Here is a 16356-nt window from a genome sequence, read left to right as displayed (position 1 = left end):
TTATATATTACTTATTACATATTAAACCTAGGGGGTATTCACTATGAACATAACAACTATAAAAAACTATGAGCTATGGCTAACGGATGCTTATTTTGATGAAGATACCCGTAAAGAACTAAAGGACTTGCAGGGAAATGAAAAGGAAATAGAGGATCGCTTTTACAAAGACCTAGAATTTGGCACAGGGGGAATTAGAGGAATTGTTGGGGCTGGAACAAATAGAATGAATAAATACACTGTAGGTAAAGCTACTCAAGGTCTAGCAAATTATATACATAAATATGGAGAAGAGGCTAAGGAAAGAGGAGTAGTAATAGCCTATGATTGTCGCCATATGTCGCGGGAGTTTTGTCAAGAAGCTGCTTTAGTATTGGCAGCAAATAATATAAGAGCCTATATTTTTGATGATCTTAGGTCTACTCCAGAGCTTTCATTTGCTGTTAGAAAGCTAAATACAATAGCAGGAATAGTAATTACCGCCAGCCATAATCCTGCTGAGTATAATGGCTATAAGGTTTATTGGGAGGATGGAGCCCAAATCACGTCAGAGCATGCATTAGGAATAATAGAAGAAATCAAAAAAATATATGATATTAAGGATATTTATAGATTAAATAAAGATATTGCTATCTCAGAGGGATTACTAATAATTATTGGCAAAGAGGTGGATGATGAATTTATAGATGCAGTTAAGAAGCAATCGTTAAGACCAGAGGTTGCTAAAAAAATAGGTGATACCTTCAAAATTGTATATACCCCTTTGCACGGAACAGGCAGTAAGCCCGTAAAGAGAGTACTTAAAGAAATGGGCTTTACTAATGTTATAGCTGTAGCAGAACAAGACAAGCCTGATCCTAACTTTTCAACAGTAAAATACCCTAATCCAGAGGAGAGGGAATCTTTTACACATGCCATCAATATCGCTAAAAAAGAGTCAGCCCAGTTGATTATAGGAACTGACCCAGATTGTGACAGAGTAGGTGCAGTTGTAAAGAACAACAGTGGAGAATTTGTTGTATTAACAGGAAATCAAACCGGTGCTTTGTTGGTGGAGTACATATTAGAAGCATTAAAGGAGAAGGGCAAAATACCCAATAATGGAACAATAATAAAAACAATAGTTACCAGTGAAATGGGGGCCAAAATAGCAAATGAGTATGGAGTAAAGGTATTTAATACCCTAACAGGATTTAAATATATAGGAGAAAAAATTAAGCAATTCGAAGAGTCAAACCAATATGAGTACATTTTGGGCTATGAAGAAAGCTATGGCTATTTAATTGGGAAACATGCTAGAGATAAGGATGCAGTGGTGAGTTCAATGATTATATGTGAAATGGCAGCTTACTATCATAGTAAAGGCATGACATTGTATGAAGCATTACAATTGCTTTACAAAAAGTATGGTTATTATAGAGAAGATTTAAAATCCATTACCTTAGAAGGTAAAGAAGGAATAGAAAAAATACAAAATATTTTACAAGCCCTTAGAAATGAAGGGGTAGAGTATTTAGGTAGCTATAGGGTGGTGGCAACAGAAGATTATTTACTACAAAGAAGACTTAATAACAAAAACAAAACAGAGGAGGTATTAAACCTACCAAAGTCTAATGTAATAAAGCTTATACTTGAAAATGGAAATTGGGTAGCCTTAAGACCATCAGGTACTGAACCAAAGCTAAAAATATATGTAGGTGTAGAAGCTAACAATATTAAAGAAGCTGATAAGCTCCTTAAGGATTTAATGAATGAAATGGAGTTTAAGGTAAATACTTAAAGTATAATAAGAAGGGAAGGGATACAATGAAAAAATTAATAGTTATTTTATTAGTTATAGCTGTAGCTGTGGCCATGATAGCCTGTAGTCAGCCAGAAGAAGAAGTACCAGATGATAATAATGGAAATGGAAATGAGACTGTAGACCCAGATCCACAAGTAGAAACGACTGAAGTTACTCTATATTTTATGAATAAAGAGTATGTAATGACAGGCAATGAAGAATTAGAAAAGACAGTAAAAATTGAAAGAGAAGTTAATGTTGAGGATAAGCCAGTAGAAGAGGTTATTATGGAAGAGTTAAAAAAGCCAGATGATGAAGAATTATATTCAGCTTTAGAAGATATAGAAGTAATAAGTGTTGAAATCGATGAAAGCATAGCATATGTCAATATGTCAGGTGAAAAATTATTTGGTGGAACCTTAGAGGAGTCATCAATACTAACACAAGTTGTTATGACCCTCACAGAGCTGGATGAAGTTGACTCGGTTCAGTTTTTAGTAGATGGAAGCAAACGAGAAACCTTAATGGGACACTACTCAATAGAAGAGCCTATAACAAGAGAAGATATTAGCAATTAAAAAAGAAAGAAAGTAAAGATAAAAAGGTAGATTTACTACTTTTTTATCTTTTTTTAGTACTTTTTACCTGTTTACATAATTTAGTAACCATGAGATAATTTTCTCAATAGTCGAAATATACAATAATATAACATATTAAATAGAGAACGGGGGAAATATGGCAAAAAACACAATTAATATTACATATTTTTCACTTATATTAAAAGTATATTACAATACAGATATTTTAAATTAATTGTGATAAACTTGATTTAGATATTGGAAATATTTGTGGTGGTGATAATATGAAAATAGTTTTTATTATATTTTTAGCTACTTTATATTTTATACTAGATCGTAGTACCCAGGATGAAAAAGAGAAAGATCCTCAATTTTGATATAAATAATATTTCCCCCTCCTCCTTCTGTAGGCCCTAATAAATATAGGGTCTATAGTTTTTTTCTGCCATTAATACTTAAAGGTTAAATCTGTAGATTGAAACCATTGATAAAATTTGTTATGATTAAAAAAAATTTGCATATCCTGTAATGGGAGGGGTCGCATGGGAATACTTACAGTTTTTAATGAAATAAGTGTTTTATTTCTTTTAATACTATCTGGTTATATAGCACGGAAAATGAATTTATTAAATAATGAAATAAATAAAGGTATAAGCATATTAATTCTACAATTTACTTTACCTGCCCTCATAATTAAATCTATGCAGTTTTCCTTTTCTAAAGAATTAATGATGGGTAGCATTAACATGATAATAATATCAGCTATTGTTCATGGTTTAGCAATAGCAGTAGCCTTTTTGACTCCAAGGCTTTTGAAGGTAGAAGGAGAACGAAAAAAAATATTTCAATTTGTGCTTGTTTTTTCAAATGTTGGCTATATGGGCTACCCCGTGTTACAGGTGATATATGGAGAACTTGGTGTTTTCTATGGTGCGTTGTTTAATATCCCTTTTAATTTCCTTTTATGGACTCTAGGAGTATTTATAATGACCCATGGTAAGGATGGCAATGTATCAAGCTTAAGTTTTAAGAAGCTTATTTTAAATCCTGGTATATTATCGGTATTTATTGGCTTCTCTTTGTTTCTATTATCTATTAAGCTACCCTATGGACTATATAAAACCCTTGATTTATTAGGTAATACAACAACACCCTTATCTATGCTGGTGATTGGTTCAATGCTTGCAGAAATAACCTTTAAAGAGATATTTATAGAAGAAAAGCTTCTGCGTATTTCAATAGTAAGACTAGTAATTATACCCTTTATAACATTTGCACTATTAAAAGCCTTTGGTGTTAGTGGATTGATGCTAGGTATTCCAGTTGTAATTTCAGGAATGCCAGCAGCTGCAAACACAGCAGTTTTTGCAACAATGTATGACGTTGATCCACACCTAGCCTCAAAGGCAGTATTTAACACAACAATACTTTCTATGATATCCATACCACTTTTAACCCTATTGCTATAGCAAAAGTATAAATGGCAATAAAGAAAAGGCAGTATTTTCGCTCTGCCTTTTATATTGCTTACTGTAGGCTTTTTCTAAACTCAAGCCATTTTTTTGCTAATTTCAACTCTATCCACTCTTTTAAGCTGTTCTTTTTCTATTTTTTTAAGTCGATAGAATTTTACTATTAGATCGTCTATTCGGTAGTTTAGTTCTAATATCTGATCTAAATCAACATCAGTTTCTAAGTATATACGAAGTTTGCTTTTGAGGGTTTCAATTTCTTCCTTTAATTTCAGTATATCGCTAATAAATAACACCCCCATACTTTTTAGTGTCCTACTATTTAAAGAATAATTGGTAAGAAGATGAATATTAAATTGTTTAGTATTAAAAAAAGGACACCTCTTGATTTTAACTATTAAGAAACTTGTCTTTTTATGTAATATAATTATACCATAGATTTGCTGTAACAAACACTTAAAATAGTAAAATCTACATAAACTATTGTTAATATATCTTTAATAATTTTTACTCAAAGATGACAGTTTCATATTAGTAAAAAAAATGTTGACACATATAAAACTCAATGATATTATTAACTAGTAATTAAGTTAATAAAAATCTTGATGCCTTATCAAGAGCGGTGGAGGGATAGGCCCGATGATACCCGGCAACCATATTATGTATGGTGCTAATTCCTACAGAATCCCGATTCTGACAGATGAGGTAAGCATATGTTGACATATGCCTCTTCTTGCGGGAAGAGGCTTTTTTATATACAGAGAATAAATAAATCATCAAAGCAAAGAATAAATAAGGAGGTTGAAAAATGTCTAAAAGATTATTTACGTCAGAATCAGTAACAGAGGGACATCCAGATAAAATCTGTGACCAAATATCAGATGCTGTATTAGATGCAATATTTGAAAAGGATCCAAAGGCTAGAGTTGCTTGTGAAACAAGTGTTACTACAGGCTTGGTTTTAGTTGCTGGAGAAATTACTACTGAGTGTTACGTTGACATTCCAAAGGTGGTTAGAAAAACAATTGAAGAAATTGGCTATACAAGAGCTAAATACGGATTTGATTGTGATACCTGTGCAGTCTTAACAGCAATAGACGAGCAATCACCTGATATTGCTATGGGGGTTGATGAAGCACTTGAAAGTAGAAGAGGCGAAGTGGCAGATGAGTTAGAATCTATTGGTGCAGGAGATCAAGGAATTATGTTTGGATTTGCTTGTAATGAAACTCCTGAATTGATGCCCCTGCCAATCTCATTAGCCCATAAACTGGCTAAGAGATTATCAGATGTTAGAAAAAATGGTACACTTCCATACTTAAGACCAGATGGTAAAACACAGGTGACTGTTGAATATGATGGGGACAAGCCAGTTAGAATTGATACCATTGTTATTTCAACTCAACATGGCCCAGAAGTTGAGAGGGAAGCTATCGAAAAAGATATAATTCAGCATGTTGTTAATAAAATAGTACCAAACAACCTACTTGATAACAATACAAAATACTATATAAATCCAACTGGCCGTTTTGTAATTGGTGGACCACAGGGAGATGCAGGGCTTACAGGCAGAAAAATAATTGTTGATACATACGGAGGATACGCTCGTCACGGTGGTGGAGCATTCTCAGGAAAAGACCCAACAAAAGTTGATAGATCAGCTGCATATGCTGCTAGATATGTAGCCAAAAACCTTGTTGCAGCAGGTCTTGCTGAAAAGTGCGAAATAGAGCTGGCATATGCTATAGGTGTAGCACAGCCTGTTTCCATACTTGTTGAAACTTTTGGAACTGCAAAGGTTAAAGAAGAGCTTATTGAAGAGCTAGTTAAAAAGCACTTTGACTTAAGACCAGCAGCTATTATAAGAGATCTTGACCTTAGAAGACCTATATACAGACAAATAGCAGCCTATGGACATTTTGGAAGAACAGATGTAGACCTTCCATGGGAAAAAACCGATAAGGCAGAGATTTTAAGAAAAGAAGCAGGGTTGGAATAAGGAATAAAACACTAATGAAAAGTTAAAAGTTAAAAGTGAAAAGTGAAAAGTGAAAAGTGAAGAGTGAAGAGTGAAAAATGAAAAATGAAAAACAAGAAGACATAATTGAAAATTGAAAGTGGAAAACAAGAAGACAAACTAAAGGTTAAAAGTTGGAAAGTTGGAAAGTTGGAAAGACAAGAACAAAGGCAATGTTGAATGTTGAATGAAAAGACGAAAACAAAAACCTTAATATCTTAAAAACATAATTGAAAGTTAACAGGCAGCATGTAAGGGGCAAGCTTAATATAAGCTATGCCCCTTAACTAATTACTCATTACGTTTCCATTGCTTTTCAGCTTTTCCATTACTCATTGCTCATTACTAATTACTCATTGCTTTTAAAATTACTCATTGCTTTAAAATACTAATTATATCTAGTTTATGCTATAATTAAACCTATGAAATACAGGTAGGGGGGGAATGGGTTGACAGAATTGAAGGGGAAACTTGCTGAAATTGTATATTGTAACGAGGCGAATGGCTACACCGTAGCCTTTTTATCCTGCCAAGAGGAGGATGTAACAATAGTAGGTATTCTGCCAACCGTCAAGGAGGGAGAAGAGGTTCATGTAAAGGGGAAGTGGACTGTCCACTCTTCCTATGGAAGACAGTTTGAAGTAAAGGAATACCAATCTATACAACCTACCACTATTGAAGGTATTATTAGCTATTTATCCTCTGGAATTGTAAAGGGTATTGGAGAAAAAATGGCTAAGAGAATTGTAGAGAAGTTTGGTGAAAGCACCCTTGAAATAATGCAACAATCACCCCAAAGATTAAAGGAAGTATCTGGAATAGGTAAAGCTAAAGCAGAGACAATTGCCAATGCTTTTTTGGAGCAAAGAGAATTAAAAGAGGTAGTCTTTTTATTGTCCAAATATGGTGTTACTCCAGTGTACGCTGTTAAAATATATAAGAAATATGGAGAAATGTCTCTGACATTAATTCAAGAGAATCCATATAGACTTGCAGATGATATTAAAGGGATTGGCTTTAAAATGGCCGACCAAATTGCAAAGGCAATGGGAATACCACCCCATTCAATGTATCGAATCAAGGCGGCAATTAAATATATTTTAAATAAATATAATGGAGAGGGACATACTTATACACCATTTAAGCTACTAATTGATGGGGTAAAGGATTTAATAAATGTCAGTAGTGAAGAAGCTAACGATGCAATTTCAAATTTAGCTTTAGACCAAAAAATTCATTTAGAGAGATTAAACAATGACGAGATTATAGTGTATTCTATGCCCTACTATTATGCAGAAACTAATACCTGTAAACGTTTAATTGAGCTTTCACAGGTTGACTATAAGGACAAAAATACCAATATAGAGGAGCTTTTGAACTCCATAACAAATGATGACTTTGTGCTAGCTAAAAACCAAAAAGAAGCTATTGTTCAGGCTGTTGAAAATGGAATAATGGTAATAACAGGGGGGCCTGGTACAGGTAAAACAACAACCATCAATACTCTAATAAAGGTATTTGAAAGACTTGACAAAAAGATTATGCTGGCAGCACCTACAGGAAGGGCATCAAAGAGGATGAGCGAAGCCACAGGCCGTGAAGCTAAAACTATTCATAGGCTATTGGAAATGGGTTTTTCAGATGAATCTGACGAAATGACATTTTTAAAAAATGAAGACCAACCATTAGATGCTGATGTTATAATCATTGATGAAGCATCAATGGTGGATATCTTACTAATGAATAACCTACTAAAGGCAATTGTGTTAGGGACTAGACTTTTTTTGGTGGGGGATGTAGATCAGCTTCCTTCTGTGGGGGCTGGAAATGTACTTAAGGATATAATAGATAGTAACATTGTGAAGGTAGTAAGACTTAATGAAATTTTTCGACAAGCCCAAGAGAGCATGATTATTGTAAATGCACATAAAATAAATGGTGGAGCCTTACCATTATTAAACGAGAAGGATAAGGATTTTTATTTTATCACTAAAAACAAAAAAATAGATACAGTTGATACCCTCATAGCTCTTGTTAAAGAAAGACTTCCTAAGCATTATAAATTAGACAGTTTAAAGGATATACAAGTTCTTACACCAATGAAAAAGGGTGAGACTGGAACATTGAATCTAAATAAAAGATTACAGGACTCACTGAATCCTCCAGGTAAGTACAAGGCAGAAAAGGAATATAGAGATAAAATCCTCCGTGTAGGAGATAAGGTAATGCAGATAAGGAATAACTATACTCTTAAGTGGACAAATATATCTACAGACTCCCAAGAGGAAAAGGGAGAAGGGGTATTTAATGGAGATATAGGCTATGTTCACTCAATTGATTTAGAAGACCAAGAATTAACTGTAATATTTGATGAGCATCGCCTTGTTGTATATGATTTTTCCCAGCTGGATGAGCTAGAGCTTGCATATTGTGTAACAGTACATAAAAGTCAAGGAAGTGAGTTCTCTGTGGTGGTTATGCCTATCACGTGGGGTCCCCCCATGCTGTTAACTAGAAACCTACTATATACAGCTATCACTAGAGCTAAAAAGCTGGTGGTGCTGGTAGGAGTTGAAAAATATTTACATGAAATGGTTAGGAATAACAGAATTGTTGAACGTTATTCAGGCTTATCCTTTAGACTTAAGAAAATTTTTGACATAAGTAGATTGTAGTTGCTTCATTCAACTAATACCATGCCTAAGTTTAATAACACCTTGATTATAATCAATAATGTCAATTAAGTACTAACGTACTATATTTTTATAAAAAAAAAGGAAAATTAAAAAAATTGTAGAACTTAATAAAAAAAGGGAAAATATTGAAAAGGTATAAATATGGATAATGAAATAAATTACAAGAAAAGTTCAATTTATGGTGAGTATATAAAACCCTATTTAGATGCCTTTTGGCAGTTGATATACCCAGAAGGAACTGGCTGTATTATATGTAAAGGGTCTATTGAAACCAATAATTATAGTATTTGTAACGCCTGCTTTAATAGAATTGTGTTTTATACACCAACGTCATGGATGCAAATAACTACATCAAAACCATTTACTACCAGAGTTTTTTCAGTTATAAAATACAGTAACAGCTCAAAGCAAATAATATATCGCTTTAAGTACAATCACGAAACCTTTATTGCTAAAATAATGGCTAATATGATGATAGATTATATAAGCAAATTGGATATTACTTTTAATGCTTTAGTGGCAGTACCATTACACCATACAAGGCAAAAAATAAGGGGCTTTAATCAAGCGGATTTACTATCAAAGTATATTAGTAAAGGTTATAATATACCCAATATTGAAAAAAGCCTTATTAGAGTAAAAAACACAAAGGTAATGCACCATCTTTCAAGAGAAGAAAGACGTACAAATATAGCAGCAGCATTCCAAGTAATTAATTCTAATGAAATAGCAAACAAAGATGTACTCTTAATAGATGATATAGTAACAACTGGTGCCACGATTGAAGCCTGCTGCAGGGCCCTAATAAATGCAGGGGCTAAATCTGTTACGGCATTAACCTTCGCAAGAAGAACTAAGGAGGTGTAAAATGTATGGATTTAAGAAATTGTTCGAAATGCGGAAGAGTATTTTCCTATAAGGGTGTTGCTGTATGCTCTAGGTGCTTTAATGATGATGAAAGCGACTTCAGTAAAGTAAAGGAATATTTATATGATAATCCAGGTGCTTCTGTGAAGGAGGTATCTGATGAAACAGGAGTTACAGAAAAGCAAATTTTACGATACTTAAGAGAAAACAGAATTGAAATACGTGAAGAAAGCAACTTTTTCCTTGACTGTGAAAGATGTGGAAAGCCTATAAAATCAGGAAGATTCTGTGATGGCTGCACTATGCAGCTTCAAAAAGAGCTACAGACAGCTATGAGGCCAAGAAGTGTATCAAAAAAAGCAGATGAAGATAATAGTAAAATTAGAATGCATATAGCAGAACTAAGAAAAAATAAGAAATAATATTAAGGAAAACCTCAACTATGCCGATAATTAAGTTAGTAAATAAATCGTTAAAGTTGAGGTGTTTTTATGAAAATTTTTAGTAATCCTAATATCTCCAAGGTGATGAAAATATATGAGAAATCAAAGAAGCATACATCTGAAGGTGTTAAAGAAACAGACTATAGCAAGGATAAATTAGAACTATCTAATAATGCAAAGGAATTACAAATTGCACTAAAGGCGTATAAAAACCTACCAGAGATAAGGGAAGAAAAGGTAAAGGAAATTAAAGATAGAATCCAGCAGGGAAGCTATAATGTAGCAGGCAAAGAAATAGCAGAAAAGATTCTTCAAGGAGTTCAAATTGATAAGAAAATATAGGCGTGTGAGATAGGTCGGGTGATAAAATGAAAAAATCAATTGATCAGTTAATAGAATCACTAATACATGAAAAAAACATGTATGATGAAATTTTAAGACTGGAAAAGGAAAAATTTCAAGTGATTCGAAACGGTAATATGCAGCTATTAGAAAAAATGACACAAAAAGAACAACAGTATCTTATGAAAATGGGAACCTTTGAAAAAATAAGAAGATCGGTGCTTGTAAATGTAGCAGATGAGTTAGAGGTAGATGAAATAAGTAGCATATCAGAGTTCCTATTGTATATCGAAGATGATACTGTTGTTGAAGAAATAGACAAATTACGTGATGAGCTACTTAAGGTTATAGCTGAAATTAAAGAGGTTAATCAATTAAATGAGAAGCTTATGAAGCAACATCTTGAATATATTCAATTTAATTTAGAAGTGCTTACAGGTAATATACAAGAAGGGAATAGCTACGGAGGAAAAGCATCGGAAAAAGGAAAGCAAAAAATTAACTTATTCGATGCACGTATATAGAAGAGGGGGACAATTATGCGATCTACTTTTTTAGGGTTTAATGCAGCCCGTTCAGGTTTATTTGCGGCTCAAAGGGCTTTAGATATAACAGGTCATAATATATCCAATGTTAACACTCCTGGTTACACAAGACAAAGATTAAATCAAGTACAAAGCGATGCCATGAGGCTTTTTGGTGGACAAGGAACCCTAGGAACCGGTGTTGATACAGTATCTATAACTCAATTTAGAAATGAATTTTTAGATTTCAAATATAGAAGTGAAGTTAATACTGAGGGCTATTGGGAGGCAAAGCGGGATGGACTAAGGTTTATCGAAGCTATTTTTAATGAGCCATCAGATACTGGAATAAGCACAGTAATAGATGAACTCTTCGAATCCTTCCAAGAGCTAAGTAAAAATCCAGAAAATCTAACCACACGAGCCCTTGTAAGACAAAGAGGCGTAGCCTTTGCAAATTCAGCAAACCATATGTACAGCCAATTAGAAAAAATGGCAGTTGACCTAAACTTCGATATAAAGACAACGGTTGACTCTATAAATGGTTATGCAGAGCAGATTGCAAAGCTAAATGAGCAAATTTTTAGATATGAAAATGATGGAAGCAACGCCAATGATCTTAGAGATCAAAGGAATTTATTATTAGACGAACTATCAAAGCTGGTAAATGTTGAAGTTTTAGAGGTACATAACCACAATGATGATGTTATAAAGGGTCAAGAAGGCTCTAAAATAGGCAAGAAAATGGTTATACAAATTAATGGACAGCCCTTAGTTTCCCATAATAGGTTTACCAAGCTTAATGCAGATGATGAAAAGGCAAGCTCCTTTGACAGTACCCTTTTCATGAAGGAAATTAAGTGGGAAGGTGGAGACAAGCTAGATATACGCGGGTTAAATGGTGAACTTAAGGCACTCCTGGATTTAAGAGATGGCAACACAGGAAGCAGTAAAGGAATACCATACTATATTAATGAGCTTAATAGATTTGTTAAAACATTTGCAGATGAAATTAATAAAATCCATACTTCAGCCTTTGGTCTTAACGGTAGCGATGGAGTAGCATTTTTTACAGCAGGTGGAGTTGATACACCTCCACTAACTCCTCCATTAACTGATGCCAACCTAGACCCAACTGACGGTAGCTACATTCCAGAGCTAGGTGGAATAAATGCTAAAAACATAAAGATTTCATTAGATATAGACAATGATTTAAACACAATAGCAGCATCAAATACTGTAGATCTTTTACCTGGAGATGGCTCTCAGGCACTGGCAATTAATGCCTTAAGGCATAAGGCCTCCATGTTCCAAGAAGGTAAACCAGAGGATTTCATAAAATCCTTAATTTCAAACCTAGGGGTAGATACACAAGAGGCCATAAGAATGGCAGCCAACCAAACCTTTTTGACAGAGCAGATAAATAACCAAAGACAATCCATCTCAGGAGTATCAATCGACGAAGAAATGACACATATGGTTAAATTTCAGCACGCCTACAACGCCTCGGCTAGAATGATAACAACAATGGATGAAATGCTGGATGTGATTATAAATAGAGTTGGGCTAGTGGGTAGATAAATTTATGCTTAGCATAAATTTATCTAGTGAAAAATGAAAAGTGAAAAATGAAAAATGGGTGAACCACAATGAGCAAAAATATTATCAGTGATAAGTCATTTGAGTTTTCAATAAAAATAGTAAAGCTATGTAAAAGATTATACAAAGACAAAGAATATGTATTATCACATCAGTTATTAAAGTCAGGAACGAGTATCGGTGCTAATATTGAAGAGGCACAATATGCTCAGAGTAAAAAAGATTTTATTTCTAAGCTTGTGATTTTATCTACATTTTTATAATGGTTTAAGATTTTAACTTTTAACTTTTCATTTTTAACTTTTCACTAAAAAAGGAGGGAACCGACCTTGCGAATCACCAACGGTATGATGATAACAAACTTAATGCAAAACTTAAATAGAAACATGCTAAGACTTGATAAAACACAGTTGCAGGCTGCAACAGGAAAGAGGGTTCATTTACCATCCGATGATCCTGTTGCAATTTCCAGAAGCTTAAAAATAAGGGCAGACATTAGTGAGCTAAATCAATATTCCAAAAATGTTAATGATGCTGTATCCTTTTTAGAAACCACAGAGCTTGCCGTTAAGAATGTTGGAGATGCATTGCAAAGATTAAGGGAACTAACTGTACAGGCTTCCAACGGTGTTTTATCAGAGGATGATACACGTAAAATAAAAGGGGAAGTAGAAGAAATTAAGGCTCAAATCATTAGTTTAGGAAATACTACATATTCAGGAAAGTATATTTTCTCAGGTAAAAAAACTGATGAGCCACTATTTGAGTTTAATAATGATCCTTTAGTAGATGAGTATGAGTACAATGTTGATTTAGCTGAAAGAAAGGATCCAGCAACGGTTGACGATAAAATGCAGTTTGAGGTAGGAGTAAATGAAACAATAGAAATTAACACCCTTGGACTAGAAGTGTTTGATATAATAGCTCCCGATGCTGCTGGTGATAGAGAAGTCACTGATGGAACTGAACCTGGAATTATAACAATGATTAATCAAGTTATTGATAACTTAGAAAATGGTGATGAAGCAGGGTTAACTGCTGACATTGAAGAAATCGATAAATATTTAAATGTTAATTTAACCGCCAGATCAGAAATAGGTGGAAAGGTTAATAGGATGGAGCTTGTTCAGAATAGAATTGCAGACGATAAAGTAAACTTTACAAGACTACAGTCACAGTTAGAAGATGCAGATATGGCAGAGGTATATATGAATCTTATGAATGAAGAAAATGTCTATAGATCTTCTTTATCAATTGGAGCAAGAATTATACAGCCTACTTTAATAGATTTTCTTAGATAAATTTTAAAATGTTGAATGTTAAATGTTGAATGTTGAATGTTGAATTAAGGTAGCTAGTTAATTTCCCATGAAAATACTGATTGTAAAGATTGGAATTATATGTAAAATTACTAGCTAAGTGAGTGACACAACAGACGAGCTGTTGGTCATCTATTTATTTTCACTTTTCACTTTTAATTTATATTTTCCTAGAGGTGATTCTATTGAAAATACAAATTCAGACCCAAAGCGCCTTAATTGGAATAAACAGTACTAACGGTCAGCTATCCATAAAGCAAAACAATAGGCCAATGCAGCTAAGAGCAACACAAGGAAAGCTATATTTAAAATCAGAAGCTCCAGTACTATTAATAGACCAGCGTCGATGTTTTTCAGAGGCTGGTCTTAAAAGCACTATGGAGCTTTCCCATAAATACTCACAGAAGGGTAAAATGGCTGCCCTAGAGGCTGTTGCTAAAATTGCCAGTGAAGGTAAGGAATTAGCTGATATTCACAAAGGAGATGCCTTGTCAAGGCAGGCAAAAAGAAGAGCAATGCCAAAAGAAAGACAAATTGTTTTTGATATGATACCCAAAAGCAGACCAGAAATAAAGGTTATTAGAGGTGAAGTTACGGGTATGTATGAAAAGGGAGAAATAGATGTACAGATGAATGATTACAAACCCCAAATAAACTACCAAAGAGGCAAGCTTGATATTTACCTAAAGCAAAAGCCTAGCATACAAATTGAATATGTTGGTAACAATTTAGATGTATATGAGTAATAGATAATGAGAAATGTTATTATTCTTTATTATATATTACATATTACTTATCATTTATTAATTACTCCTTATTACTTATTACTTATTCCATATTACTTTTAAAAGAAAGGGTGTTTTCCACATGATACTTAATACAAGACATTTTGGCGAAATAGAAATAAAAGAAAATGAAATTATTAATTTTGTAGACGGTATTCCAGGCTTTGAAGGGATAGAAAAATACATTATAATTAACAATCCAGATAAGGAAGTACCCTTCAATTGGCTACAGGCTGTTGATGAACCATCCTTGGCCTTTGTCGTAATAAATCCTTTTATATTTAAGCAGGACTATGATTTTCAAATACCAAAAAACACTATTGAAAAATTAGAAATAAAATCCCACCAAGATGTATTAGTACAATCTATAGTTGTTGTTCCTGAAGACATTAATAAAATGACAGCCAACTTAAAGGCCCCAATCATAATAAATGTTAGAAACAAAAAAGCAAAGCAAATTCTACTTGACGATGAAAAATATCAAATAAAGCACTATGTACTTGATGAAATAAAGAAAACAGGATAGGAGGGGCGATAATATGTTGGTTTTAACAAGAAAGGTAGACGAAAGCATTATACTGGGTAAAAATATTGAAGTTAAAGTACTAGGCATAGATGAAGGGAAAATAAAAATTGGCATATCTGCCCCAAAGGATGTTGAGATTTATAGAAAAGAAATATATTTAGAGATTCAAGAGGAAAACAAAGAGGCAAGCACCCATAAGCAAAATATTGATCAGCTTAAGGATTTGTTTAAAAAATAATTGAACAAGAATAATGTTGAATGTTGAATGTTGAATTGATGTAGAAATTTGTCTATGCAAATTTCAGTATTAAGTGTCAATTGTCTTCTACACCTATTACATATTCCTTATTACGTATTACCTTTAAAAACATAATTTAATTAAAAAATTATGTTTTTAACTATAAAGTTTTCAATCAGTCTTCCGATATATACTACATAAGCTAAAAAACATCTTTTTTCTACAACGCCGGCAAGTAGGTAAAGGGATGTGGCTTAAAATAATTATTTTAAGCCCAGACAAGGATGTCAGGGTAAATAAAAATTCAAGGAGGAATTACTAATGAGAATTAATAACAACTTAATGGCACTTAACACCCACAGACAATTAGGAGTAAACAATCTTAATGGATCAAAGAATATGGAGAAGTTATCTTCAGGATTTAGAATCAACCGTGCTGCTGATGACGCTGCTGGTCTTTCAATCTCTGAAAAGATGAGAGGACAAATTAGAGGTTTAAATCAAGCTTCTAGAAATGCTCAAGATGGTATCTCTTTAATTCAAACTACTGAAGGTGCAATGGACGAAGTAAGTAACATGCTTATAAGATTAAAAGAACTTGCAATTCAAAAAGCAAATGGAACATACAATGCAGATGATACAGCAAACATTGACCTTGAAATGGACGCATTAATTGCTGAGATGTCAAACATCGAAACAAATACTAAGTTTAACGGTGAGACAGTTTTAGATGGTACTACAACCTTTGACATTATTATTTCTGACTCAGACAGTATATCTTTAACAATCACAGCTGGAGATATCAGTACAGCTTCTGGTTTAGCTAACACATCAACTACAGGTGCAATTGAAGCTGCTATCAACGATATTAACTCAGAAAGAGCGACTCTAGGTGCATTACAAAACAGATTAGAAAGTACTGTAAGAAACCTTAACTCAACTTCTGAGAACCTTCAGGCTGCTGAATCTCGTATAAGAGACGTAGACATGGCTAAGGAAATGATGGAGTTCACTAAGAACAACATCCTTCAACAAGCTGCTACAGCTATGTTAGCACAAGCAAATCAAGCTCCACAGGGAGTACTTCAATTATTAAGATAGTAAATATTAAAAAAGAACTAGTGTAAGTCTAGTTCTTTTTTTTTGCAATATTTTCCCTAGATGTAT

The 16356-nt window shown here is 33.5% G+C and carries 17 protein-coding genes and 1 riboswitch; of the genes, 16 read left to right on the top strand and 1 reads right to left on the bottom strand.

Annotated elements, in window-relative coordinates; all coding sequences use genetic code 11:
- Positions 1 to 43 precede the first annotated feature (43 nt).
- From F8154_RS00600 to F8154_RS00590, 3 genes are all read left to right on the top strand, one after another.
- Positions 44 to 1780 carry a phospho-sugar mutase gene (locus F8154_RS00600; RefSeq protein WP_279237154.1) on the top strand — a complete coding sequence of 579 codons (1737 nt, stop codon included), beginning with the start codon at positions 44 to 46 and terminating at the stop codon, positions 1778 to 1780.
- A gap of 26 nt (positions 1781 to 1806) precedes the next feature.
- Complete coding sequence (locus F8154_RS00595) at positions 1807 to 2361, top strand: GerMN domain-containing protein (RefSeq protein ID WP_151859645.1); 555 nt, start codon at positions 1807 to 1809, stop codon at positions 2359 to 2361.
- 542 nt (positions 2362 to 2903) lie between these two features.
- Positions 2904 to 3830: an AEC family transporter gene (locus tag F8154_RS00590; protein WP_151859644.1), complete on the top strand. Its 927-nt coding sequence runs from the start codon at positions 2904 to 2906 to the stop codon at positions 3828 to 3830.
- Positions 3831 to 3910: 80 nt separating this feature from the next.
- Here F8154_RS00590 and F8154_RS00585 read toward each other — a convergent pair whose 3' ends face one another.
- Positions 3911 to 4135, bottom strand: a complete 225-nt coding sequence (locus F8154_RS00585; protein WP_151859643.1) for a hypothetical protein — start codon at positions 4133 to 4135, stop codon at positions 3911 to 3913.
- A 305-nt stretch (positions 4136 to 4440) separates the two neighbouring features.
- Positions 4441 to 4540: riboswitch (SAM riboswitch) on the top strand.
- Positions 4541 to 4641: 101 nt separating this feature from the next.
- On the opposite strand from F8154_RS00585, the gene metK reads away from it, so the two are divergent.
- The 13 genes from metK to F8154_RS00520 all read left to right on the top strand — a co-directional run bounded on the left by metK (position 4642) and on the right by F8154_RS00520 (position 16290).
- Positions 4642 to 5832, top strand: coding sequence for a methionine adenosyltransferase (gene metK / locus F8154_RS00580; protein WP_151859642.1), 1191 nt, complete (start codon positions 4642 to 4644; stop codon positions 5830 to 5832).
- A 467-nt stretch (positions 5833 to 6299) separates the two neighbouring features.
- Entirely contained in the window at positions 6300 to 8525 is a 2226-nt protein-coding gene (gene recD2, locus F8154_RS00575) for an SF1B family DNA helicase RecD2 (RefSeq protein WP_151859641.1), read from the top strand.
- Positions 8526 to 8687: 162 nt separating this feature from the next.
- Complete coding sequence (locus F8154_RS00570; RefSeq protein ID WP_151859640.1) at positions 8688 to 9413, top strand: ComF family protein; 726 nt, start codon at positions 8688 to 8690, stop codon at positions 9411 to 9413.
- A gap of 5 nt (positions 9414 to 9418) precedes the next feature.
- Complete coding sequence (locus F8154_RS00565) at positions 9419 to 9835, top strand: TIGR03826 family flagellar region protein (protein WP_151859639.1); 417 nt, start codon at positions 9419 to 9421, stop codon at positions 9833 to 9835.
- Positions 9836 to 9904: 69 nt separating this feature from the next.
- Positions 9905 to 10198, top strand: coding sequence for a flagellar biosynthesis anti-sigma factor FlgM (gene flgM, locus F8154_RS00560; RefSeq protein WP_151859638.1), 294 nt, complete (start codon positions 9905 to 9907; stop codon positions 10196 to 10198).
- 26 nt (positions 10199 to 10224) lie between these two features.
- Entirely contained in the window at positions 10225 to 10722 is a 498-nt protein-coding gene (locus F8154_RS00555; RefSeq protein ID WP_151859637.1) for a flagellar protein FlgN, read from the top strand.
- A 15-nt stretch (positions 10723 to 10737) separates the two neighbouring features.
- Entirely contained in the window at positions 10738 to 12303 is a 1566-nt protein-coding gene (gene flgK, locus F8154_RS00550; protein WP_151859636.1) for a flagellar hook-associated protein FlgK, read from the top strand.
- A 68-nt stretch (positions 12304 to 12371) separates the two neighbouring features.
- A complete protein-coding gene (locus tag F8154_RS00545; RefSeq protein ID WP_151859635.1) occupies positions 12372 to 12584 on the top strand; it encodes a four helix bundle protein in 213 nt (70 codons plus the stop codon).
- 66 nt (positions 12585 to 12650) lie between these two features.
- Complete coding sequence (flgL, locus tag F8154_RS00540) at positions 12651 to 13622, top strand: flagellar hook-associated protein FlgL (protein ID WP_151859634.1); 972 nt, start codon at positions 12651 to 12653, stop codon at positions 13620 to 13622.
- A 203-nt stretch (positions 13623 to 13825) separates the two neighbouring features.
- Positions 13826 to 14386: a DUF6470 family protein gene (locus F8154_RS00535; protein ID WP_151859633.1), complete on the top strand. Its 561-nt coding sequence runs from the start codon at positions 13826 to 13828 to the stop codon at positions 14384 to 14386.
- Between the two features lie 121 nt (positions 14387 to 14507).
- Positions 14508 to 14951 carry a flagellar assembly protein FliW gene (fliW, locus tag F8154_RS00530; RefSeq protein WP_151859632.1) on the top strand — a complete coding sequence of 148 codons (444 nt, stop codon included), beginning with the start codon at positions 14508 to 14510 and terminating at the stop codon, positions 14949 to 14951.
- Between the two features lie 13 nt (positions 14952 to 14964).
- The gene (gene csrA / locus F8154_RS00525; protein WP_151859631.1) at positions 14965 to 15189 is read left to right on the top strand and encodes a carbon storage regulator CsrA; all 225 of its coding nucleotides are present in this window, start codon (positions 14965 to 14967) and stop codon (positions 15187 to 15189) included.
- Between the two features lie 321 nt (positions 15190 to 15510).
- Positions 15511 to 16290: a flagellin N-terminal helical domain-containing protein gene (locus tag F8154_RS00520; RefSeq protein WP_151859630.1), complete on the top strand. Its 780-nt coding sequence runs from the start codon at positions 15511 to 15513 to the stop codon at positions 16288 to 16290.
- The last annotated feature ends 66 nt before the right edge of the window (positions 16291 to 16356 follow it).

Origin of the sequence: Alkaliphilus pronyensis, from assembly GCF_009017275.1 — a bacterium.
In the GTDB taxonomy this organism is placed as follows: Bacteria; Bacillota; Clostridia; order Peptostreptococcales; family Natronincolaceae; genus Alkaliphilus_C; species Alkaliphilus_C pronyensis.
Note: the sequence above shows the minus strand (reverse complement) of the source record. Positions and strands in the feature narration are given on the sequence as shown.

What these genes read in the sequence shown, in the direction of transcription:
- F8154_RS00565 (WP_151859639.1), top strand. Translation starts at nt 9,419, where the DNA reads ATGGATTTAAGAAATTGTTCGAAATGCGGAAGAGTATTTTCCTATAAG.
- flgM (WP_151859638.1), top strand. Translation starts at nt 9,905, where the DNA reads ATGAAAATTTTTAGTAATCCTAATATCTCCAAGGTGATGAAAATATAT.
- metK (WP_151859642.1), top strand. Translation starts at nt 4,642, where the DNA reads ATGTCTAAAAGATTATTTACGTCAGAATCAGTAACAGAGGGACATCCA.
- F8154_RS00590 (WP_151859644.1), top strand. Translation starts at nt 2,904, where the DNA reads ATGGGAATACTTACAGTTTTTAATGAAATAAGTGTTTTATTTCTTTTA.
- F8154_RS00595 (WP_151859645.1), top strand. Translation starts at nt 1,807, where the DNA reads ATGAAAAAATTAATAGTTATTTTATTAGTTATAGCTGTAGCTGTGGCC.
- csrA (WP_151859631.1), top strand. Translation starts at nt 14,965, where the DNA reads ATGTTGGTTTTAACAAGAAAGGTAGACGAAAGCATTATACTGGGTAAA.
- F8154_RS00585 (WP_151859643.1), bottom strand. Translation starts at nt 4,135, where the DNA reads ATGGGGGTGTTATTTATTAGCGATATACTGAAATTAAAGGAAGAAATT.
- flgK (WP_151859636.1), top strand. Translation starts at nt 10,738, where the DNA reads ATGCGATCTACTTTTTTAGGGTTTAATGCAGCCCGTTCAGGTTTATTT.
- F8154_RS00570 (WP_151859640.1), top strand. Translation starts at nt 8,688, where the DNA reads ATGGATAATGAAATAAATTACAAGAAAAGTTCAATTTATGGTGAGTAT.
- F8154_RS00555 (WP_151859637.1), top strand. Translation starts at nt 10,225, where the DNA reads ATGAAAAAATCAATTGATCAGTTAATAGAATCACTAATACATGAAAAA.
- F8154_RS00545 (WP_151859635.1), top strand. Translation starts at nt 12,372, where the DNA reads ATGAGCAAAAATATTATCAGTGATAAGTCATTTGAGTTTTCAATAAAA.
- F8154_RS00600 (WP_279237154.1), top strand. Translation starts at nt 44, where the DNA reads ATGAACATAACAACTATAAAAAACTATGAGCTATGGCTAACGGATGCT.
- F8154_RS00520 (WP_151859630.1), top strand. Translation starts at nt 15,511, where the DNA reads ATGAGAATTAATAACAACTTAATGGCACTTAACACCCACAGACAATTA.
- fliW (WP_151859632.1), top strand. Translation starts at nt 14,508, where the DNA reads ATGATACTTAATACAAGACATTTTGGCGAAATAGAAATAAAAGAAAAT.